A 22,254-nucleotide genomic window follows, 5' to 3' on the forward strand; every position below is an offset into this window, starting at 1 on the left:
GGGGTAAGAAAAGAGAAAAGGGAGCAACATGAGAATCATTATATCGCCTGCCAAGAAGATGAAGATGGATACGGATTTTATGGATTGCCGCCAGATGCCGCAATTCATAAGCGAGTCGCAGACGCTTCTGGCCTTATTACAAAAGTTGAATTATGAAGAAGCCAAATCGCTATGGAAATGCAATGATGCCATCGCCACGCTAAATGTGGAACGGATTCGGGATATGGATGTAACACAGAATCTTACACCGGCTATCTTTTCCTATGAAGGTATCCAGTACCAGTACATGGCACCCGGGGTACTTCAAATGGAGGAGCTGGAATATCTTCAGCAGCATTTGCGGATATTGTCCGGGTTCTATGGAATCGTCCGGCCGTTTGACGGCGTTGTTCCGTACAGGCTGGAGATGCAGGCTAAGCTTAGCGGACCAGGTTTCAAGTCTATCTATGAGTTCTGGAACAGGAAGCTTGCAGATCAGCTATTTTCGGAGAGTGATATCATTCTGAATCTGGCCTCTAAGGAATACAGCAAGTGCATCTCCCCGTATGTTGGCGGAAACGTTCAAATGATTAGCTGTGTATTCGGGCAAGAAATCGGCGGTAAGATCGTTGAGAGAGCGACCCTGGTCAAGATGGCCAGAGGTGAAATGGTACGCTTCATGGCTGAGCGGCAAATCACCTGTGTGGAGGATATCAAAGGCTTCGACGGGTTTGATTTCAGCTTTGCTGAGGAGCTGTCGAATGAGAGTACGTATGTGTTTATACAAAAAAAGAATGAATAGAGTTAGTAGTACTACGGGTAATCTTGGAGGTGGTTGAACAACCAGCTTCAGGGTTACCTTTATTTTTGATTAGCGAAACTATATGGGGAATTCTAGTTTTTTAAAGGGGATAGATTGCAGTATAGAGAATAAAGTTCGGATGGAATAAGAACAGGTGAAAGAGGAGGGCTTATGATTTTTAAAAGAGATCCATTGGACAAACAGAGCTTACTTAAAGAATTGGATTCACTAGGCTATTCCGACAGAGTCAAAAAAGTAGCGATATTAGGCCGTGATCATCTTGGATCTGTCCAGTACTCCCAATTACTAGCCTCCTTGCTGGAGGATGGCGTTTATGAAGCACGTCTTGCCTTAATCGGTGCCATTGCAACACATGATGCCCCTATTATTCTGTCAGCACTGCGGCATCCCATGGCAAGTATCAGAAATACGGCTGCGGGTCTTTTGGCAAAGGTGGCTTCAGATACTGATATTGAACGTGAGCTCCCACATTTATCATATGATTGCCGCCGTAAGCTGCTGCACAGTATTTCACAGATTAACCGTCAGGAATTGGCGGAACGTTTATTGCCTATGGTGTACGCCCGGTGGGGGGCGGAGGAAGCCGCGATTATATTGCAGGCCTGTTATTCGGAAACAGTTAGTAAGTGGCTTGCAGATATCGGATATGCCATAAAAGACTGGAAGAAACTAGCCAGCAGGCATCTTGACGTAGTAGCGGAATACTTTGAAACAACGCTAGAAAGCACACCACCCAGGGAAAAAGGATATGTCTGGTGGAGGTTCTCATCAGCTATGGAGATCCTATGTAATCTGAAGGCGGATCTGGTACTTGTGTGTGCGATGAATCATGGACCCGAGGGTATCATACATCCTGCGTTAAAGGAACAACTTGGCACGCTAGTACGCCAAAATCCGAATATGGTGTATCAGCTGCTGACTCGAACGGAGTCGCGGAGCGATCTGATTTCTTATGGTGTGCCTGAAGGGGTTCTAAAAAGAAAAAAATATTTATCCATGGAGCAATGGATTGAGATAGCGAAATTACTCGCAGATCACCCGATGCATTTAGCGAAGTTGCTGCATAATATTGCACCTTCCAACCGCCAAGTGATTTTTGATGCCGTGTATGAAGAAGATAAACGCCAAGACCGTGTTTTTCCGGAAAGATTACTTTATGTATTACCGCATGCCTTGCGTGACAAGGAAGCCACCCGGATGCTTGGCCTTCGTGAAATCAATGATGACCGGGAGAGAACAATCAGACTCACCGCTTGCCGTTCGATTCTTCATTCAAGAGCGGGGCTTGAACAAGCAACAAAGGTATCCAGTTCAGAAGAACGTTCCACGGCGCTTATGCAACTGATCAGAAGTACGGTTCTGTCGAGACAGGGTATGCATGAGACTTTGGTATTTTTGGGCCGGATTAGAAATGAGCAAGATCCTGTTCGAGGTTTTGTGTTTAAGGAGCTTTCAGAAAGTCCTGCATCTGTGTTCACCGATGCCCATGTACAAGAACTTACTATGCTTGTTGAAAGTGTTATAGATGCCAGAGATACTTCATATGGTACGAAGTTTTCCGTTCAACAACTGGCATTTGCTATTCTCCGGCATAACGCATTAAATCCTCACAGTAAGTTGTTCAAGTTCTCTTTAAATACGATCCGGAAACTGGCCCAGCAGAACGGACAGCTTTCACTTCCATCATTGGAGAAGAATTTACCCCAAGGAGTAGAAGAGGTCATCTTTGATGAAATCTATACATTAGCTGTACAGGGCAACAAAAGAGAAGACTACAATCTGCTACTTAGCCTGGCTAGCTCATTTGGTAAAAGAGGTTACGGCATCATAAAACTTCAGAATTTGTTAAAGGAAGCAACGAGGGCAAAGGCAGATTCTACAGCCATACAAGCGGCCAGATACTGGCTTGCGCCTCGTACAACACGTGATGCCAGAGTTAAGGAATTATTAGCTTTAGATAAATCGTATATTACGATCCATGAAGTATTCCAGCATCTGCATCTGAAGCGTCAAGAATGGCTCGATCCTTTTATTTCAGGGGCTGTCATTAAGGGCAAGTTCCTATCAGGCAAAACGATCTATCTTGTGCCGGCCGCGGATGGATTCCACAGATGGCTGCCACGTCAGCAACAAGCTTTAAGTGCCTTATTAGAAAAAATTGCATACGATGCCAAACGTAATCTTTGGGAGCGTGCAAGAGTTATTAAGATCATGGCAAGCATGCCTGATCTCGGTTCGGATAGGTTACTTGGGCTTATGCAGGATAAGGAAGTAACTGTAGTAGAAGCTGCACTTCATGCCTTTTCACTTATGGAAGAACCGGAGAAGGCACTTCCCATTCTGCTGGAGAATCTGGATGGGGACCGGGCACGTGTAGCCATGTACTCGATACCCAGATGCATCCGCAGGGTGAATCCGGTGTTACTGGTTACCATGCTGAAAGAGCTTCTGAATCGGGATAAGCTGAAGATCACTGTCAGAAAAGAGGCCATCCGCTTACTGGGTGCTTATAGAAGCGATGACAGCATTCCGCTATTGATGAACGAGTTCGAGAAACCAAATGCACACAAGGATGTAATCATTGCCATAGGGCATGCTGCAAAACAGCTTTTAGATGATGAGCGCACTTGGGAGATTTTAAGTGCAATGGCTGCTTCATCAGAAAGTGATATCGCAAGAAGCTTGTTATCCCAACAGCCTAATGATCTTCCGCTAGACTATAGACTTCGCTATTTAAAATTAATCATTGAAATCGGAAATCATCCGGATGGGTTTGTCGGCAAGTATGCTTTCAGTTCTATGATGTGGTGGACCAATGGAAATGAAGGCATTGTTGCAGCTGCCACCGCTCAGGCTATTATGGATTTGGAAGACAGCAACAGATGGGAATTTGCCATGAACACGCTAATACAAACCTGCCGCGATGGTAAGATCAATGAGGTTGTAATCGGCGTTTGTCAGAAATTAGCTAGTGCGGCGATAAGGGATGAATGGAATGCAACTACCAGTAGAGATTTGCCTCATCGGCAACGTCTCCTGAAACTTATCAACCAGCTGAACGCTTTGCCAACAATCACCCGGGTGCACCTTAAACCTTTGTATACGGGATTGATTGAGTGTCTAACATCGGATGAGACTTTACAGCAAGTTGTGATGAAGCTGTATATAGCAGTAATAGACTGGAATAATGTGCAGGAATCCGCCGCTTATCTGAATCAGATGGTTAACTGTATTTCAAATCAGCCGCAGCTGTTGAGCGACGCCTACAAGCAGGTTGCTTATAATTTAAAAGACAGCACAGGCTACTGGAGTCCGGAGACCTTATTGGAAATTGTAGATGTGCTAGGGTCTGAGGGGAGTTACGAATCTCAGTATATTGGACTTTCGTTGCTTGAGGTTGCCGGAAGTGCTCTACTCTGGAGTCCAGAGCCTGCAGAGCGTTTGAGGGTGTACAGAAATCACACGAATATTGCGGTTGGCTCACTTGCGCTAAATATTTGGACGGTGATAGATTAGTTTTCATAGTTTTAATAAAATATAAACACCAAAAAAGCTCAGGCTACAATTCGGCCTGAGCTTTTTTGGTGTTTATTCAATTAAGCTTCCATCTTCTGCGCCGTATAAAGGCGGTGGTAAAGACCTTTTTGTGCGATAAGCTCATCATGTGAGCCGCTTTCTGCGATACCTTTGTTAGACACATACATAATGCGGTCGCAGTTTTTTACGGTGGACAGGCGGTGCGCGATAATGAATGAGGTACGTCCTTTAAGGAGCTCATTCAGACCTTTTTGCAGCAAACGCTCAGTCTTCGCATCGATCGATGAAGTGGCTTCATCTAATATGAGAATTCTCGGATCAGCCAAAAGCGTTCTTGCGAACGAGATGAGCTGCCGCTGTCCCTGAGACAGCTTGGAGCCACGCTCGTTGACCTCCGTCATGTAGCCTTGATCGAATTCACGGATGAATTCGTCGGCGCACACGGCTTTCGCCGCAGCAATCACTTCTTCCTCGGTGGCATCGAGTTTACCGTAACGAATATTGTCCAAGATCGTACCGGAGAAGATGAAGCTGTCCTGTAGCATAATCCCCATCTGGCTGCGCAGGGACTTCAGCGTAACCTGCGAGATATCCTGATCGTCGATAAGAATCTTACCGCTTGAAATATTATAGAAGCGCGAGATCAGATTGACGACCGTAGTTTTGCCTGCACCTGTTGGTCCCACTAGAGCGATGCTTTCTCCCGCTTTGATCTTAAAGGAGATATTCTCCAGAATATTGAGTCCTGGGTCATAGGCAAAGGTCACATCGTCGAAAGTGACATGGCCCTCTACAGGCCGCAGTGTCTTCGCATCCGGAATATCACTGACGGTAACGGGCTCATCCAGCGTCTCGAAGATACGCTCGAGATAGGCAACGGCGTTGATGAAGTTATTGTACAGGTTCGAAAGATTCAGAATAGGCTGCCAGAAGCGGGCAGCGTAGCTGCTCATCGCCAGAATGACGCCGAGGGTCATATCTTGTGGACTCAGTGTTAGTAGGCCTACAAGGAAAATCAATGATGTAACGATCGTAGACAAGTTGTCTACGGAGAACGGAATAAGTAAGTTGTAACGTTGAGCCTTCATCCATTCTGTACGGAAATTACCCGCGAGACGTGTGAAGATTCCTTCGTTGCGTTGTTCCCGGGAGAACATTTGCGTCACACCAATACCGCTGATACTTTCTTGCAAATAGGCGTTTAGGTTGGAGCTTTTATTGGATACTGCTTGCCAAGCCCGGCGTTGCCGAGTTTTGATCAGCATCATGATGACAAAGAATACTGGCAGCCCTGCAAGGATGACAAATGATAGACGTACGTCAACAGCGAACATGAAGGCTGCGATAAAGAGCAAATTCACGATTTCTAGAATAAAGTTGATAATACCGTTGGATAACACATCTGAAACGGCGTTAACGTAGTTTACGACCCGGATGAGAATCTTGCCTTGCGGACGGTCGTCATAATACTTAAAGGGCAACTCTTGCAGATGCTTAAACAAATCTGTACGGATGTCAAAAATAATATCCTGCCCAACACTCGTCATGATACGTGAACGAATAGTAGCCAGATAAACGCTGACCACAATGGTCAGAAGCATCAGTCCAGCCCAGCCCAGTAGCGCAAGCTTCGCTTTTGCCGGAATGGTCACGTCGATCACATGCTGCATGATCAGTGGAGCTGATAGTGAAATGGCCGCTGAAAGTGCACTGAGGATAAATGCAACAATCATTGGCGTTTTCTTTCGTTTGATGTATACCATCGCACGCCGGAAGTGTTTTATATTAAACGGCGATTCCAGATTCTCATCGACGTCGAATTTATTCCTTGCCACTTGCGGTCACCTGCCTTCCAATACCCTCGTTCTGCAGTTTAAACACATCATAGTAGTAGCCTCGTTTCGCTAGCAGTTCGGCGTGGGTGCCTTCCTCAACCAGCTTCCCGTTATCCAGAATGAGAATACGGTCAGCCTGCGCGGTCGTAGATACACGCTGCGCGATAATAATCTTCGTGCAAGGATAATCCAGCTCGCGTAGACTTTTCTGAATATGCTCCTCCGTCTCAAGATCGACAGCAGAGGTCGTATCATCCAGAATGAGGATCGGACGGCGAACTGCCAAAGCACGTGCTAAAGCGATACGCTGTTTTTGACCTCCAGATAAGCCGACTCCTCGTTCTCCGACAACGGTATCATAACCTTCAGGCATTTTGGTAATGAAGTCGTGTGCGGCTGCGAGCTCGGCAAAGCTTATCGCATCTTCTTCCGGAAGATCAGGATCACCATAGGCGATGTTTCCATCGATAGTATCAGAGAACAAGAGCACATCTTGGGTCGCCATGCCGATATTATCACGCAGTTCATCGAGCTCCAGCTTTCGGACATCAACGCCGTCGACGAGTACACGTCCTTCGGCTACGTCATAGAAGCGAGGAATCAGGTTGATGATTGTTGTTTTGCCTGATCCGGTCGAGCCCATGATTGCTATGGTTTCACCAGGTTCTACGGTAAAGCTAACATCGTCAAGTACGATAGCGCTGTCATATTTGAAGCGGACATGATCGAACTCAATACGGCCTTCGTAACGGCGTTTGTCAGTAGACGTATGCTCGTTTACGATATTAGGCTTTGCGTAATAGATATCAATGATTTTGGACAAGCTCGCAAAAAAGCGCTGAATGTCGTTGATAATAATACCAATGTTGCGCATAGGGTTGGATATAGCCCAGATCAGTGAAGAGAAAGCTGTAAATTCACCGAAGGTGATCCGGCCGTTCATCAGGAACAAACCACCTGCCAGCATTAGAATGACGTTGAAGCCCTGAGCGAAGGATTCCAGAAAAGGAAAGTAATCAAGCCATACAAGGGCGGCCTTTTTGTTCGCTGTAGAGTAATTGACATTCTTCTCCGTAAATTTTTGAACTTCGAACTCCTCGCGGGCAAAAGCCTTAACCACACGGTTGCCTGAAATATTCTCCTGAGTAGTCGTGTTAAGCTGGGACAGCCGCTCACGCAGGTCAATATACATAGGACGGACGCGTTTAGCGAATATGTAAGCCACGATAAAAATGGGCGGTGACAGGATTAGCATCCACAGCGTTAGCTGAGCATCTATAGTGAAAAAATAGATAACAGCAGCAATGAAGATCGTTAGCGATTCAATGATCGTTTTGAAAATCCATGCCATCGAGTGCCGAACCATGTCCAGATCCCCGGTCATCTTGGTCATGAGATCCCCGGTACGGTTACGGTCGTAATATTCTCTGTCCTGTCCTTGAATCTTGTTGTACAAAAAAATACGGATATTGTACATCATGTTTTGCGAGGATCTTTCGTACTGCATGGTTGTAATATAAGCAAGTCCTGTGCGCAGTAGAGAAAACCCAATCATGCCCAGACAGAGCATAATCAATAATTGCCGTTCTTGTGTAAGATTCTGCAGCGCATTGTCACCTGCTATAAACGTATCGACAATGCGCTGACTGATGTAAGGGTTTACAATCGTAAGACTTGAACCCACTACTGAGAGGCAGAGCGCTAGAATGTACCGTGTCCGGTTGCCCTCTAAGTTCTGCCATAGCCATTTCAGTTCGAACATCTGATCACCTGTTTCTGATTGTTCTTGTTCTTTCACTCTTGCCTGAAAAGAGTGAATAAAACAAAGTGATTATAACACTATCAATTGACTAAGTATCGTTTACGGTAAAATTTCCTTGTTACATTATTGTTACAAAAAAATGAACTTATTAATGATGTGAATTTATCCTTGAGTAATGAGGGTTTGCCATTCGGGCTTGGGCGTTCTAATTATGATAAACTGAAACAATGTAAAGTGATTAGGCTTGGTTTGGATAGAGACAGGAGGATGGAGAATGAGCTTTGTTGCTGTCAAAAATGAGTACAAGCGTTACAAAATGGGTGAAAGTGTGATCGTTGCCAACGACGGAATTGATTTTGAGATAAATAAAGGTGAGTTTGCAGTGATTGTCGGCCCCAGCGGTGCGGGCAAATCGACGGTGCTTAATATTCTTGGCGGGATGGATTCTGCTGACGAAGGCCAGGTCATTGTGGACGGTACGGACATTGCCAAGTTCAGTGCCAAAGAGTTGACGGGCTACCGCCGCAATGACGTGGGTTTTGTGTTCCAGTTCTATAACTTAGTGCCGAATCTTACCACACTGGAGAATGTTGAGCTTGCTTCTCAGATTTCCCCGCGTGCACTAGATGCGCGTAAGGTGCTGGAGGATGTGGGATTAGGTGCACGGCTGGATAATTTTCCGGCTCAGCTGTCTGGTGGTGAGCAGCAACGTGTCGCTATCGCCAGAGCGCTAGCTAAACAGCCGAAGCTGCTCCTTTGCGATGAGCCAACAGGTGCGCTAGATTACAATACTGGTAAGCAAGTGCTTAAGCTGCTTCAGGATACCTGCCGTAACACAGGTACTACGGTCATCGTAATCACGCATAATTTGGCGATTGCGCCAATGGCAGACCGGGTTATTGAGATTAATAATGCTAAGGTACGGAAGATGGTAACCAATCCTTCGCCAGTATCCGTTGAAGATATCGAATGGTAAGGAGAAGGCATCTATGAAAAAGCGTGCGTTATGGAAAGATATTTTTCGTGAAATTAGGCACACTAAGGCCCGATTTATTTCGATTTTTGCAATTATCATGCTGGGCGTTAGTTTCTTTTCTGGCATCAAGTCAGCCGGTCCAGATATGCTGGATACAGCCGGAACCTTTTATCAAGAGACGAGACTAATGGATCTGAAGGTGCAGACCAACTATGGTCTGACCGAAGATAACATAGATCTGCTGAGCGATGTACCGGGGATCGATGAAGTCCAGCCGGGTTACAGCGCAGATGTGTTCAGCGGCGATAATGCTTTGATACTCAAAGTCCATTCTTACAATTCAGATAAACCTCTTAACCAGTACAGTGTGATTGAAGGACGTCTTCCAGAGGATTCCGGAGAAATCGTATTGGATGACAAGCTGGCTGGAAAGTATGCGCTGGGCGACAAAATAACGTTCAGCGGAGCTGGAACGGATGCGGAGTTGTCGAACAACTTTGAAACATTGAATTATACTGTTGTGGGCTTTGTGCGAAGTCCTCAATTTATAGAGAAGAGTACCCGGGGCACCAGCGGAATTGGTAAAGGGACGGCGGATGCATTCGCAGCGATCCCAGAGTCAGATTTTAAGCTCCCGGTCTATACGGAAGCCTATCTTTCCTTCAAGGATACAACCGGAGTGAAGGCTTATTCACCAGAGTATGAGGGATTGATCGAACAGCATACCAAGGCAGTAGAGCAGGCGATGTCCAGTGTGCCGGAAGCTCGGCTTGCGGAGATGCGCGCGGAAGGCGAGAAAGAGCTTTCCAGTGGACGAGGCAAGGTGGCTGCCGCCGAGAAGCAGCTCGCCGATTTAAAGCGCCAGCCAGAAGTGGTGCAGCAGGGACAAGCTGCAAACATGAAAGCCATTGCTGATGGGCTGGTCTCTGCCAAGGCGGAACTAGCTGCAGGGGAGCAAAAGCTTGCAGAACTAGGGCTCCCGAAGGTCTATGTCACTGACCGAAGTGCCAATCCGGGATATGCCGAATATAAAGACAACGCTGATCGATTGTCGGCAATTGCAAGTGCTTTCCCGGTATTCTTTTTCCTGATTGCTGCGCTGGTCAGCTTGACGACTATGACTCGAATGGTCGAGGAGCATCGTTTGCAGATCGGGACACTTAAAGCGCTTGGGTATGGCAACCGTGACATTATGGCTAAATTCTTGGTTTATGGTACACTTGCCAGCTTGACGGCTTCGGTTGCGGGACTTGCGCTCGGTTTTACCATGTTTCCAACCATTATCTATAATGCGTACAGTTCGCTTTATAATCTGCCGGATCTTATCAAAAGCTTCTATCCGTCGTATTCCATCATTTCCATTATAGTGGCGCTTATCTGCACTACATTGACGGCTTGGATTGCCGCACGTGTAGAGCTACGTAGCAATGCTTCTGTGTTAATGCGTCCGAAGGCGCCAAAGAGCGGGCAGCGGATTCTACTGGAGAGAGTTACGTTTGTATGGAAACGGCTGAGCTTTGTTCAGAAAGTTACCGCACGGAATTTATTCCGCTACAAGCAGCGGATGTTCATGACTGTGTTCGGCGTGGCCGGCTGTACGGCGCTGATTCTGACCGGGTTTGGTCTTAAAGACTCGATCGGCAGCATTGCCCCTCAGCAGTTCGGCACGATTATGAAATATGATGCACTTGTAGCGCTGCATGAAGATGCGTCTGCTGATGCGCGGGATGCCTACGAGCAATTGATCACTGGCGAGTCCACTATAACTGGATCACTAAGTGTGGCACAGGAAACGATGAAAGCGCACAGCAGTGGTGTAAATGATCAGGATGTGCATATGTTCATCCCTGCATCTGTTGATGCGATATCCGATTATGTGGAGCTGCGGGATCGAGTGAGTGGAGAAAAACGCACGCTTTCGGACGAGGGCGCTATAATCTCGGAGAAGCTGGCTAAATTATACGGGCTTGAGCCCGGCGACCAGTTGAATGTGGTGGACAAGGATAACGAGACATTTAAGATTAAGGTCATAGGGATTACAGAGAACTATGTAATGCACTATGTTTATATGACACCTGCGTATTATTCTTCCGTATTTGGACAAGAACCGGTGTTCAACACAGAGCTGCTGAAGTATACCACGCACGATAAAGCATGGGAGGACAAGTTCGGCGAGAAGCTAACAGATAATGAGGGAGTGGCCGCGGTCAGCTTTTCCAGCAACGTAGGTACTGCCTTTGATGACACCATGAAGAGTATGGATGTTGTAACCTTGGTACTCATTGTATCGGCTGCTGCTTTAGCTTTTGTCGTCCTCTACAATTTGACCAATATTAATGTCTCTGAGCGGATCAGGGAACTATCAACCATCAAGGTATTGGGATTTTATGATAAGGAAGTAACGTTGTATATTTACCGTGAGAATATGCTGCTAAGCCTACTTGGCATTGTAGCCGGATCGGGTCTTGGCATTATATTGCACAGCTTCGTCTTGAATACAGCTGAGCTGGATGCGACGATGTTCGCGCCGATTATTAAGTGGCCAAGCTATGTGTATGCCGCACTCTTAACACTGCTGTTCTCAGGCATAGTCATGGCTTTCATGCATATTAAGCTCAAACGGATTCATATGATTGAGGCGTTGAAGTCGGTAGAATAAGCGGAGCTTCCACACCAAAAACAAAAGTTGATCCTACTTAAACACAAAGGACCGCTTCGAACAGCCATTGTTATGGCTACTCGAAGCGGTCTCTTTTGCTTTGAGAGGCGATGGAATCTTTTAACGTGAGTCGATCGATAACTTCATATGCAGGATAGGAAAAGGACTCCCCTGTTCATCCAGTGCAGAACGCTCAAAAACTTGAAAACCCATATGCTCATAGAAACCTAAGGCCTGCGGATTTTGTTCATTTACATCAACGTAGCGTACGTTCAGTGTCTGTATAGCATAAGCAACGAGTGATTTTCCAATTCCTTTTCCCATTGCAGCAGGTTCTACGAATAGCATTTCAATCTTGTTATCCTGAATCCCTATGAATCCAAGCGATTGGTCATGGTCATCTATAAAAGCAAGCAGATGACTTATATGCTCCATCCCTTGTATAACCAGTGGCCGCAACGCATCAATGTCCTGTTCAGACAGGAATAGATGTGTATGCCGCACAGATAATTCCCAAATATTCAGTAGACGGTATAAACATTCTTCATTTCTAGCGGTGATTGGTTGTATCGAGTGCATGTCTTCCCTCGCATTTCCACTTAATTTGAAGAAGATGAAGCTGCAGCCGCAGCTGACGCAGCCGCAGCCCCAGCAAGAGCAGCCTGCTGTGCGATCACAATATTAGTGATGCTGGTGGAAAGCATCGAGGTTACAATGCCGCTTTGCACATCCTCTACATATTTGAAGGCTACCAGCGCAGCTGACAGCAGTAGCAATTCCTGCTTTACAATGGACCAGCTGCCAAAGCCTTTTTTGGTACGCAGTAATTCGAAGGTCTCTGAGACTTCCGTAACCATGTCCTTATTGTTGGAGGAGAGCAAAGTTAGCACGCCCAGCGAAGAAAGGGTATATTCCTTATCTAACCGGATGCCATGTGCACGGAACGCATCTCGTAATGCCAGTACACGATCCGCTGCTTCTGAAGCTTCTTTTCCAAGAACCAGTACCTGTGTCAGAGCTTGCACACTGTTCCCCGACATAAATTCAGGCTTTAGTGTAGTGTAAAGCTGCTCCATCCGGTCGATGCCGCTGTCCACGTCGATATCGGAAAGGCCGAGCATGGCAGAGAAGATATAATCATCATGTCCGGTAAGGAAACGGTGCTTCGCTTTCATACTATCGTAAAACATCTTTGCGCGTTCTACCGTACGCTGATACTGATCTGTTGTCGTATTAGCGGCGATTTGATAAGCGGCAACGACGAGATAATCAGAGGCTCTAAATTTGATGTCCTTCAATAAGTCATACACGGTCAGCGTGTTTGCAAGCTGTTGTTCCTTGTCAGCAGAAAGAGAGAGCATAGTAGCAATACTGATTGCCGAGTTCCCCCTAAACGAAGAAAACATTCCGGTATTTTCTTTAATAAGCTCGTGGCTCGCACGAATCGCATCCTCATCTGCACTTTTATTCTCTGCTGTGTACAGTAACCCCGCCAAACGGCTAACCATTGCATTATGCCAAGGAAAAGCCTTTTTGATCCTCTGCGCGTTCTCTGCGAACAATTCAACCCTTGCAGCATACTGCTCATTCATTGGATACACCCCTCAGTTATCTATAATTCATAATATTACGAAAATTTTCTGAGTTGGATTCATTTGTTTGGGGTGTTTATTGTTTTTAGATCGTAACCAGCTCTTTAGCATACCGTTTGCCTGACGAAAGAAGGCTGTCGCTCAGTTCAGGGTCATTTACAGTCCTTGCAAGAACTAGAGAGCCAACCATGGTGCTGAACAGTGCGCTACCTTTGGAGGGTTCAATTCCCGCCAGAGCGGAGATAAAAGCAATCATCCGCTCCAGTTCCTGGGTGAATACTTGCCGAACTTCTTCGGAAGAATGAGATATTTCGGCAGAAAGGGCAGGGATAATGCAGCCCATCTCCATTTTGTCGCGGTGATACGGACTTAAATAATAGTCAATGACCGCATTGATTTTGGGGTTCTGCTCTTCCTGGTCCGCGACCTTCTGCAAAAGTGCGATGGTATCGCTGATGGCATACCGGCAGGCTTCGGCGACGAGTTGTTCTTTGTTGTCAAAATGTGAATAAAACCCGCCGTGAGTCAATCCGGCTCCCTTCATAATGAAGGGAACACTTACATCATGAATGCCATGGGTGCGAAAAGCCTGGGCAGCACTTTCAACAATCGTATTCCGTACTTTTATTTTATGGCCTTTGGGATAGGGCATCATAATCACTCCATAGCTTCATAATTCTACTTTTAAAATATTATATGCATCATAATAAAGCCTGTCAATTTAACGATTCTGAGCACTGTCTGCTTATGAAAGGATAAACACGGTTGTTGACGATTTTAAAATATGATGGTAATAATATATTACGATCATCATATTTTAAAATAGCAGGTACAGGAGGTATCAGGAGATGGGGAATCTTGAGATCGTAGAAACGTTGGTCATTGGATCAGGTCCGGGTGGGTATGTGGCGGCGCTGCGATCTTCACAACTTGGAATGAGAACAGCGATTGTTGAACGCAATCAGCTAGGTGGAGTCTGCACTAATGTTGGGTGTATTCCCTCCAAAGCATTAATTGCTGAATCCCATCGTTACGAGTTGCTTAGACCGTTCAGCTCTGCGGATGCGGCAGTGTCATTTAAGAATGCTCAGGATTTCAAGCAAGGAATTGTGAATAAGCAGGCAAGTGGAGTTGGCTATTTATTAAAGACTGCAGGTGTGAGCATTTTGGAAGGGGAGGCCAGATTGGTCGATGAGCATACCGCTATTATCAGTCAGTCTGGACAAGAGCAAAGCATTTCTTTTAAAAATGCCATCTTAGCCACAGGATCACGTCCGATTGAGCTGCAAGCCTTTCCAGTTGGCGGACGTGTTTTGTCTTCGACAGAAGCTCTGTCGCTCCGTGAAGTTCCAACTAGCCTAGTAGTTATTGGCGGTGGATATATAGGCGTTGAGCTGGGGCAAATGTATGCCAAATTTGGAACAACGGTAACGATTCTGGAGGGAGGAGATCAAGTGCTGCCTGGATTTGAGGCGGAGCTTGTGAGCCCTGTTGGAAGGCAGTTGAAAGCTGATGGGATTAAGATGATCACCGGAGCGACAGCTGTGAACGTAGTGCAGAGTGCAGACGCCATTACACTGCATTATTTGAAAAATCAGGAGCAGCTGCATGTGACAGCGGAGTATGTGTTAGTCACTGTCGGCAGAAAACCAAATACAGACGGCGCTTTAGGGCTGGACCGTATAGGTTTGCCAGTGACGAGCAGGGGGTTCCTTGAGACAGACGAACAGTGCAGAACGGCTATTCCGAATATTTTTGCAATTGGGGATATTACGTCGGGTCCAGCCCTTGCTCACAAAGCGTCCTATGAAGCTAAAATTGCGGCAGAAGCCATTGCCGGTCTTTCCTCCGAGGTTGATTATAGAGCCATTCCGCTTGTTGTTTTTTCTGAACCAGAGCTGGCCAGTGTTGGCTTAAGTGAAACAGAAGCAAAGGCAAAAGGCATCCCGCTGGTTATTGGCAAATCTTCTTTTGGGATTAACGGGAGAGCATTGGCCTTGAGGGAAACGGAAGGGTTCGTCAAAATTGTAGCGGACCCAATCTCGGGAATCGTTATTGGTGCCCAAATTGTTGGAGTAGAAGCATCTACACTGGTGTCGGAGCTTGCCCTTGCCATTGAGATGGGAGCAACCGTAGAGGACTTGGCGATGACCATTCACCCTCATCCCACATTGGGAGAAGTGATTATGGAGGCTGCCGAAAATGCGGCTAAAAAAATGGTAAGGGGAGAGAGCGGGAAATGAAGATAAAAGCAGGTTTATATATTGGAATTGCGATTGCGTTAATCGTTGGAGGTTCGCTACTTGCTATAAAAGGAAAGGATGCTGTCAGTCAAGCTGAGAGCAGGAAACAAGGGATTCTTGATGCAGAGCAAAAGACTATTTTTTATCAGAACAGTCCAGGGTCAATTGTAGAGGTCAGTGTGGCTGTAGGTGATTCTATAAAACAGGGAGAGGTATTGTTCAAGGTTAAATCCGCTGAAGAAGGAGAAACAGATGTACTCGCGCCGGATGACGGATCGGTCAACAGGATTGTTGTGAAGCCGGGAGATCAAATACAGCTAGGAATGCCAATGGCGGTTTTGCAAAAAAACAACTTTTATACAGACCTTTACATACAGGAGAGCGAAATCCAAAAGCTAAAGGTGAATCAAAGTATCGACGTTCATTTTCCGTATTTGGACCATAAAGCCGAGGTGACGGGTGTGGTTACTTCCATCGCAGCCGCCCCTCAATTTGCGAGCTTACGCATGTCACGTGAAAAAGGGCAAGCCGATTTAAGCATGTTTCTTGTCCGTATAGCTATGGATGCGAATGCTGATTTGCTTCCGGGGATGACAGCGGAGGTGAAGCTCGATGAAATCACTGATTGACGAGTGGAAGTACGTGGCGGGCAGTAAGTATTTACGCCTGATTTTTATTGGTCCGCTTATCGCGGCTATATTTTTTGGCTTGATGTTCTCGAAGAATCAAATCAGCGAATCGCATGTTGTAGTCATTGATGAGGATCACAGCTCGTATTCACGACAGCTGATCTCTAAAATAAATGCTTCTCCATATATGAAAGTAACTAATGTGTATGCCAGCTCCTTAGATCCAGAAACATTATTGGCAAATGAGCAGGCTGTCGCGGTCATCACCCTTCCCAAAGCGTTAGGGCTGCATCAGCAGCAGGGGATATCAACGAATCTCGGCATCTTAATGGATAACACCATGCCATCAGGTCTAACCGGCATCCGAACTGCGATTCAGGAAGTCATCCAGACGGAAAATATGACTCTTTCTATGACCCGTCTCCTCCAAAAGGGGATGGATGCCGAAACCTCTAAAGGACTTGCTTCTCCGTTGTCCCTGCAGCAGCGGATGTTGTTTAATCCGACCACAAGTTATGTGAGCTTTATGGTCATTGGATTTGTGAATATTGTGGTGCTGATGATTACAACAAGCGCAGCAGGTTCAATTGCCCCTCGCTTACGGCAGGAGGGGAAACTTTTTGCAAACGGGAAGTCTCCTTGGCAGATTTGGGTTCGTAGTGTACCTTACGCTGTTTTATCAACGATCTCGCTGCTCCTGTGTTATGGCTTATTAAAGCAGGTAGGGGGAATGCGCTTTGAAGCAGAGCCTTATCTTTTTATTATTCCGCTGTTTGTGTATGCCTTTGCTCTGTCACTTATGGGCCTGTTGATTGGTTATACTGCCAAAGACGTATCCAAAGTTAATTTACGAACTAATTTCGTATTGTATCCGTCGTTTCTTGCCACTGGAATCCAATTGAGCCCATTAGCGTTTCCGGAGTTTTTTCAAATTTCCGCTTGGGCATTGCCGATGAACTGGCTTAATCGCCTTATACGCGGGATGGCTTTTCGGGATGCGGCGTTAACAGCCTACAGCCAGGAGCTGGGAGCACTGCTGATCATTATTGGTGTTGTGTCCTTATTCATCGGATTGCTGGTGCTCAGGGAAGCGAACAAACCCGAGGTTCAGCTCTCGAAATCAGTCCCAGCTTCAGTAATCTAATCTACTCTAGTCGTGCAAAACGTTGTTCTGTTTTATTAAGATGCTTCACCCGTTCTTCTAAGCTGCGATCTGACATCCCGGCATAATTATACCAACGGAGGTTCTTCCGTATTCCCATTTTGCGGAAGGTCCCTCTGAACAGAATTTTGGTGATGGGGTTGCCAAAAATCCAGCGATAAAAGAAGTCGGGCGTGTTCATTACGGTCAGCAGTGACACTCCTTTAAGATTCGTGAGCAAGCATTTGAAGGGCCTTCCAGGTTTAATTTCCTCGTAGACAATACCTTTTGCGAATACCTTATCAAGAAAGCCTTTGGTGAGAGCGGGCATGGCCTCCCACCAAATGGGGAATAGGAAGACGATATGATCTGCTGCCAAAAGCCGTTGCTGATAATTGGCGACTAGGGGGTCGGTGGTTTTCTTTTGTCGCCAAACAGCAAGTTCTTCGCGCGACATGACTGGATCAAATCCATCGGCATGCAGATCGATAAGATCAATCGTATGACCTTTGGTGGTAAGACCTCGCATTACGGAGGCTAATAAGGCTGCGGAATAGCTTCGCTGATGTGGGATATTCTCGGACGCTGATGCTCCGTAGGGATGATCAAAAATAACTAAGACATTCATATAAATACCTTCTCTTCGTTTTATTGTTTCCTAGAAATTAAATATTAACCATGGAAACAATAATACGTTTTAAGTTTCCTTATTGTCAATATTATTTCTAGGAAACTTTATTTATGAGCTGTGTCTTGTTAAAATGAGCATAAGATGAATTTACGAGGAGACTTAACAGTGACGCATTCTTTCGAGAACTTACCTAATAAGGATATTATGATAAAAAAATTGATAGATATGATTCCCCAATTACAAAAGCGATTTCAATCGGAGGATGATGAAGAGAAGGCGTGGCTGATTCAGAACTGTAGTAATCCCCTTATCATTGATTTCCTCCAAGACTCCACAGTCATGATGCTGCATGTAATCGATGCAATTGGACAGCTTGAGCCGGTGAATGGCACTACCATTTCGAAGCATTTCGGAATTCCGAAAGGTAGCGTGTCCAAAATCACTAGGAAATTAGTTCTGCAGCAAATTATTCGCACGGAGTTTCTCCCCGATAATAAAAAAGAAGTGCTGTTTCTTACAACACCTCTTGGAAAAGAAATATTCGATTTGCATCAAGCACTACATAAGGAGATGAATAAAGGGATAAATCGGTTTCTACAGAGATATAACACAGATGAATTGTTATTTCTGATCCAAGCGTTCGAGGATACTTTAGAAGCATCATGGGTTCATCCGGAATCGGTTGCTGAAGAAGAACGATTAAATGCTGGAGAATCTCATGAGGCAATGGAAACCGATGAAATGAGTCAAATCGTAGACATGCTTAACCAACTTGATACACGCAATCTTAAGAAAGCTAAGGCCATTCTTCAAGATGTGTTTTTTACCTCTTTTGAGTAGTTTTATAATTTCTGATAGTGATTTAAGAGATTCTCAACTTTATCCTGAATCATTTGTTTCAAGGCTTCAGGCTTCACCGCTCTAACATACTGACCATAACGCATGAAATAATTAGCTAGAAATTCTTCTTCGCCTGGATTATAGAATCCCTTTATGACTGTTTTCGGGCCAGCTTCTATTTTCATAGAGGGATAATGCTCTTTATAAAAAATATCCTTAGCTTGCTCCGCAATCTCAACTTCAAAGTGAATGCTGTTCTCGGATTGATAAAATTCTAAGGAACGACTAAGAAGTTCTTCTATAGAATAGCGGGCTGTGCGTTCCTCTTCTTCAATGAAGGTTATTCGATCGCCTCTAAACACTCTATATGTATTCGTATTTAACTCTATTCCAGTAGCATACCATTGACCAAACTTCGCGGAAATTCTGAAGAATTGTACAGGATAGCTTTTTGTCTCGTTATTTTTTGTGTATTCAATGTTACAGGCACATTCATTTAGAATACTTGCCAGGATTTTATCTAAAAAACGACTGACATGCTTATGCTGATACATTTCGAATTGTAGAACTTTTTTCATTTTATGAATCTGGTTGATTTGTGTACTCGATAGACAGTGCTCGAACTTTTCGTTTAGCTTATTAACACTTAAATGAAAAGGTGTAGATTGATAAGATTCTAGCGTCAGCATAGCAAAGTACAGTGCATAGACTTCATCTATCGTGAAAATAATAGGGGATAACAATCTATTTTTCAAAATACCATAACGTCCGTGTCTTCCATGTTCCGCGAAAATAGGCATACCCAATTGTTCTAATGAAGTAACATCACGTAGCGCTGTGCTTTTTGAAATATTGTATTTCTCCATAAGGTCACTTAGATTGAAAAACTCTCGCCCGTTTAAGTATCTCATCATGTCATTTAATCGTTCTGATTTCTTCATATAAAAAGCTCCTTATTAAGGTGTCATGTTTTGATACCTTTATATATGATAATAAGTTTAAGATCACATATCAAATATACGAAGGAGATTTACACTATGAGTACAACACTAGAAGTAGCTATTTTCTTATCGATGAAGGGAAGAGCCAAGGAAGCTATAGAATTTTACAAAAAGCAATTTGATGCAGAGGAATTGTTACGTGTTACCTATCAACAACTAGCAGAACGTGACAGCTCCATACAGCTTACGGATGAAAATAAGGATTATATTACTCACTCTGTCCTGTTAATCGGAAAAACAAAAATAATGATAGCAGAAGATACAATGAATACGAATGAGAAATATACAGTGGGTAATAACACTTCATTATGTATTCAAAGTGCTGACTTAGAGGAAATTGAAGGTTTCTATAAAAGCTTAATCACGGATGAACGCGTGAAAATTATTGCTCCTTTATCTAGTAATGTGTTTAGTAAAGCCTACGGTATCATTGAAGATCCCTTTGGTATTCAGATTCAACTCATGTTTGATGAAAGATTACATTAACAACTTTGTATCTAAAGTAAACCCAGTTCACCGTTCAGCTGATCAAAATTCAGGGATTATCCTGATGTTGGTCGGCTTTTTTGTATGTATTGATGGCTATTTTTTATGAAAAACATTGAATTATTATGCATAAAGATGTATAGTGTTTTTTAATTAACGTTAATTAAGTAAGTAAGGGATGTGGAATGTCTTGACCAAAAACAAGTTGAAAGAAGTAGCGATGCGACTTTTCGGAGAGAAGGGTTACGAGGGTACGGCTCTCTCTGAAATTGCGAAGGAAGTTGGCGTGAAGACTCCGGCGATCTATGCCTTTTTTGAGAATAAAGAGGATTTGTTTATGACGGTCTTTCGTGAGGCTATGCAGTCCTATAACACTTATATTCAAGAGCTGTCGGAAGAACAGAAAGTACTGAGTGCCCAGGAAAGTCTACGAGGCATATTGTCTAGACAGTATGAGTTCTATCAGAAGAGTCCTGAAGCAAGCAAAATTGTACTGAGGTATGTGGTCTTCCCACCGGCATTCTTAAAGGAAACGATTGAGGAAGCATTTCTAGAGTCCGACGCGATGCTGACGAAGAGCATTGAACAATTCATCTCGAAAGGGATGGAAGAGGGAGTAATTCGCGATCAATCCGTTCAGCTTCTCGCAGATGCTTTTCTCAACTTGATGGATGGATTAAGCATGCAGTATTTCTATTACACTTCTAAGGGAATTTATGAGCGTAAGCTGAACCATGCGTTTGAAATGTATTGGAAGGGTGCGTCCTCATAGCGCTACAGAAGAAGATAACAACAAGGGGATGGGGAGAATGGCAGAAGTAAGTGAAGTAAAGGGGAACGAGCTTAGCTCGGGGGATTTTGAGAGAGAGCCGGTTCCAGCTCATTTGCGTAAAAAATGGCTATCTATGTCGCTCGTCTGGATCGCCATCGGGATTGACCTATCAGCGATGTTCTTGGGTGCTCAGCTTGGCAATGGAATGAATCTGACGGATTCACTCACAGCAACAATAATCGGTTCGTTAATCCTAGGGGTGATCGGAGCGTTATGTGCGTATGTAGGAGCGAAAACAGGGTTATCGACATCGATGATCTCTCGGTTTCTATTCGGAAATATGGGTGCACGTGTCGTAGCGGTTATCCTCGGTATTTTCTCACTCGGTTGGTTTGGGGTGCAGGTCGGGTTCTTCGCTTCGAATATGCAGACTGCTTTTAGTCAATTATGGGATATTCATCTGTCCTTAGGGGTGCTTTCATTCATAGGTGGGCTTTTGATGATGTCTACAGCTATTTGGGGATATCAATCTATTGAACGACTAAGCACTTGGTCCGTACCATTGCTTATCTTGTTTATCGGAGTGGCTATTTATTCCGCGTTCCATACCAAAGGAGCTTCAGCCGTGTGGGAACCGATTAGCGGAGCAGCGATCCCGATGGGGACAGCGATCTCGCTTGTTATTGGTATCTTTATTGTCGGCACGGTACTTTCACCGGATATCGCTCGTTGGGCGCGCACACCGAAGCATGCTATAACCGCGGCCTTTATCGGCTTTTTTGTGGGTAATAACTTCATGACAATTGTAGCTATTTTCCTATCTCGAATTATGGACACAGATGATCTGACGAATATTTTCATTGCGCTAGGACTTGGGCTTCCAGCCATTATCGTCTTAACCCTTGCCCAATGGACGACAAACACGAACAATTTATATTCTGCTTCGCTAGGGTTCTCTGTCGTGTTCCAAAAGGTTCCGAAAAAGCTAATTACTATTGTGGCAGGTATCTTTGCTACGTTGCTTGCCGTACTTGGCATCTATGATAAGTTTTTATCTTTCCTAAATATTATTACGGTGTTTGTCTCTCCAATCGGTGGGATCTACACGTCCGAATTTTTGCTTGTAGATCGAAAGAAATTCACTTTTGAAGGTCTGGATCGCAATAAGAACTGGGTGATTCGCTCCTTAGCGGTGTGGGTTGCAGCTACGTTGTTCGCTTTTATGACAACCGCAGCGCCAGATGGATTTGGATGGTTCCAAATCACGAGCGTACCGGCATTAGATGCGTTTATGTTCGCCTTTATCGTGCAGTGGATTGTCGGCAAAATCATGACTAAGAAGGGATAA

The 22,254-nt window shown here is 44.9% G+C and carries 18 protein-coding genes; 11 read left to right on the forward strand and 7 right to left on the reverse strand.

The window, feature by feature from the left end; all coding sequences use genetic code 11:
• Positions 1–28 precede the first annotated feature (28 nt).
• Positions 29–781 (forward strand): peroxide stress protein YaaA, encoded by a 753-nt coding sequence (gene yaaA, locus MKY19_RS03665; RefSeq protein ID WP_339800423.1) that lies wholly within the window; start codon positions 29–31, stop codon positions 779–781.
• Between the two features lie 171 nt (positions 782–952).
• Entirely contained in the window at positions 953–4,318 is a 3,366-nt protein-coding gene (locus MKY19_RS03670; protein WP_339800426.1) for a HEAT repeat domain-containing protein, read from the forward strand.
• 80 nt (positions 4,319–4,398) lie between these two features.
• On the opposite strand, the gene MKY19_RS03675 is transcribed toward MKY19_RS03670, so the two are convergent.
• Positions 4,399–6,174 carry an ABC transporter ATP-binding protein gene (locus MKY19_RS03675; RefSeq protein WP_042184891.1) on the reverse strand — a complete coding sequence of 592 codons (1,776 nt, stop codon included), beginning with the start codon at positions 6,172–6,174 and terminating at the stop codon, positions 4,399–4,401.
• The gene (locus tag MKY19_RS03680; protein ID WP_339800428.1) at positions 6,161–7,972 is read right to left on the reverse strand and encodes an ABC transporter ATP-binding protein; all 1,812 of its coding nucleotides are present in this window, start codon (positions 7,970–7,972) and stop codon (positions 6,161–6,163) included. The genes MKY19_RS03675 and MKY19_RS03680 overlap by 14 nt, the downstream gene beginning before the upstream one ends.
• A gap of 238 nt (positions 7,973–8,210) precedes the next feature.
• On the opposite strand from MKY19_RS03680, the gene MKY19_RS03685 reads away from it, so the two are divergent.
• Complete coding sequence (locus tag MKY19_RS03685) at positions 8,211–8,912, forward strand: ABC transporter ATP-binding protein (protein WP_042184895.1); 702 nt, start codon at positions 8,211–8,213, stop codon at positions 8,910–8,912.
• 13 nt (positions 8,913–8,925) lie between these two features.
• A complete protein-coding gene (locus MKY19_RS03690) occupies positions 8,926–11,571 on the forward strand; it encodes an FtsX-like permease family protein (RefSeq protein ID WP_339800433.1) in 2,646 nt (881 codons plus the stop codon).
• A 120-nt stretch (positions 11,572–11,691) separates the two neighbouring features.
• On the opposite strand, the gene MKY19_RS03695 is transcribed toward MKY19_RS03690, so the two are convergent.
• The 3 genes from MKY19_RS03695 to MKY19_RS03705 all read right to left on the reverse strand — a co-directional run bounded on the left by MKY19_RS03695 (position 11,692) and on the right by MKY19_RS03705 (position 13,815).
• The gene (locus MKY19_RS03695; protein WP_339800435.1) at positions 11,692–12,150 is read right to left on the reverse strand and encodes a GNAT family N-acetyltransferase; all 459 of its coding nucleotides are present in this window, start codon (positions 12,148–12,150) and stop codon (positions 11,692–11,694) included.
• A 20-nt stretch (positions 12,151–12,170) separates the two neighbouring features.
• A complete protein-coding gene (locus MKY19_RS03700) occupies positions 12,171–13,163 on the reverse strand; it encodes a DUF4003 family protein (protein ID WP_149647722.1) in 993 nt (330 codons plus the stop codon).
• A gap of 85 nt (positions 13,164–13,248) precedes the next feature.
• The gene (locus tag MKY19_RS03705) at positions 13,249–13,815 is read right to left on the reverse strand and encodes a TetR/AcrR family transcriptional regulator (protein ID WP_339804144.1); all 567 of its coding nucleotides are present in this window, start codon (positions 13,813–13,815) and stop codon (positions 13,249–13,251) included.
• Between the two features lie 196 nt (positions 13,816–14,011).
• Between MKY19_RS03705 and lpdA the strand changes: the two genes are divergently transcribed.
• Genes lpdA through MKY19_RS03720 form a run of 3 tightly spaced genes read left to right on the forward strand, consistent with a single transcriptional unit; the run spans position 14,012 to position 17,179 of the window.
• Positions 14,012–15,406: a dihydrolipoyl dehydrogenase gene (lpdA, locus tag MKY19_RS03710; protein WP_339800440.1), complete on the forward strand. Its 1,395-nt coding sequence runs from the start codon at positions 14,012–14,014 to the stop codon at positions 15,404–15,406.
• Positions 15,403–16,035, forward strand: coding sequence for an HlyD family efflux transporter periplasmic adaptor subunit (locus MKY19_RS03715; protein WP_339800443.1), 633 nt, complete (start codon positions 15,403–15,405; stop codon positions 16,033–16,035). The genes lpdA and MKY19_RS03715 overlap by 4 nt, the downstream gene beginning before the upstream one ends.
• Positions 16,019–17,179, forward strand: a complete 1,161-nt coding sequence (locus tag MKY19_RS03720; protein ID WP_339800445.1) for an ABC transporter permease — start codon at positions 16,019–16,021, stop codon at positions 17,177–17,179. Before MKY19_RS03715 ends, MKY19_RS03720 begins: the two co-directional genes overlap by 17 nt.
• Position 17,180: 1 nt before the next feature.
• Here MKY19_RS03720 and MKY19_RS03725 read toward each other — a convergent pair whose 3' ends face one another.
• A complete protein-coding gene (locus MKY19_RS03725; RefSeq protein ID WP_339800447.1) occupies positions 17,181–17,804 on the reverse strand; it encodes an NAD(P)H-dependent oxidoreductase in 624 nt (207 codons plus the stop codon).
• Between the two features lie 168 nt (positions 17,805–17,972).
• Between MKY19_RS03725 and MKY19_RS03730 the strand changes: the two genes are divergently transcribed.
• Positions 17,973–18,647, forward strand: coding sequence for a MarR family transcriptional regulator (locus MKY19_RS03730; protein ID WP_339800450.1), 675 nt, complete (start codon positions 17,973–17,975; stop codon positions 18,645–18,647).
• A gap of 2 nt (positions 18,648–18,649) precedes the next feature.
• Here the strand turns inward: MKY19_RS03730 and MKY19_RS03735 are convergent, their stop codons facing one another.
• Positions 18,650–19,588: a YafY family protein gene (locus tag MKY19_RS03735; protein ID WP_339800453.1), complete on the reverse strand. Its 939-nt coding sequence runs from the start codon at positions 19,586–19,588 to the stop codon at positions 18,650–18,652.
• A 96-nt stretch (positions 19,589–19,684) separates the two neighbouring features.
• Here MKY19_RS03735 and MKY19_RS03740 point away from each other — a divergent pair, with 96 nt between their 5' ends.
• From MKY19_RS03740 to MKY19_RS03750, 3 genes are all read left to right on the forward strand, one after another.
• Positions 19,685–20,134 (forward strand): VOC family protein, encoded by a 450-nt coding sequence (locus MKY19_RS03740; protein ID WP_339800456.1) that lies wholly within the window; start codon positions 19,685–19,687, stop codon positions 20,132–20,134.
• Between the two features lie 190 nt (positions 20,135–20,324).
• Positions 20,325–20,906: a TetR/AcrR family transcriptional regulator gene (locus MKY19_RS03745; protein ID WP_076300294.1), complete on the forward strand. Its 582-nt coding sequence runs from the start codon at positions 20,325–20,327 to the stop codon at positions 20,904–20,906.
• A 37-nt stretch (positions 20,907–20,943) separates the two neighbouring features.
• Positions 20,944–22,254: a cytosine permease gene (locus MKY19_RS03750; protein ID WP_339800459.1), complete on the forward strand. Its 1,311-nt coding sequence runs from the start codon at positions 20,944–20,946 to the stop codon at positions 22,252–22,254.

This window comes from Paenibacillus sp. FSL R5-0744 (assembly GCF_037972555.1).
Classification (GTDB): domain Bacteria; phylum Bacillota; class Bacilli; order Paenibacillales; family Paenibacillaceae; genus Paenibacillus_AQ.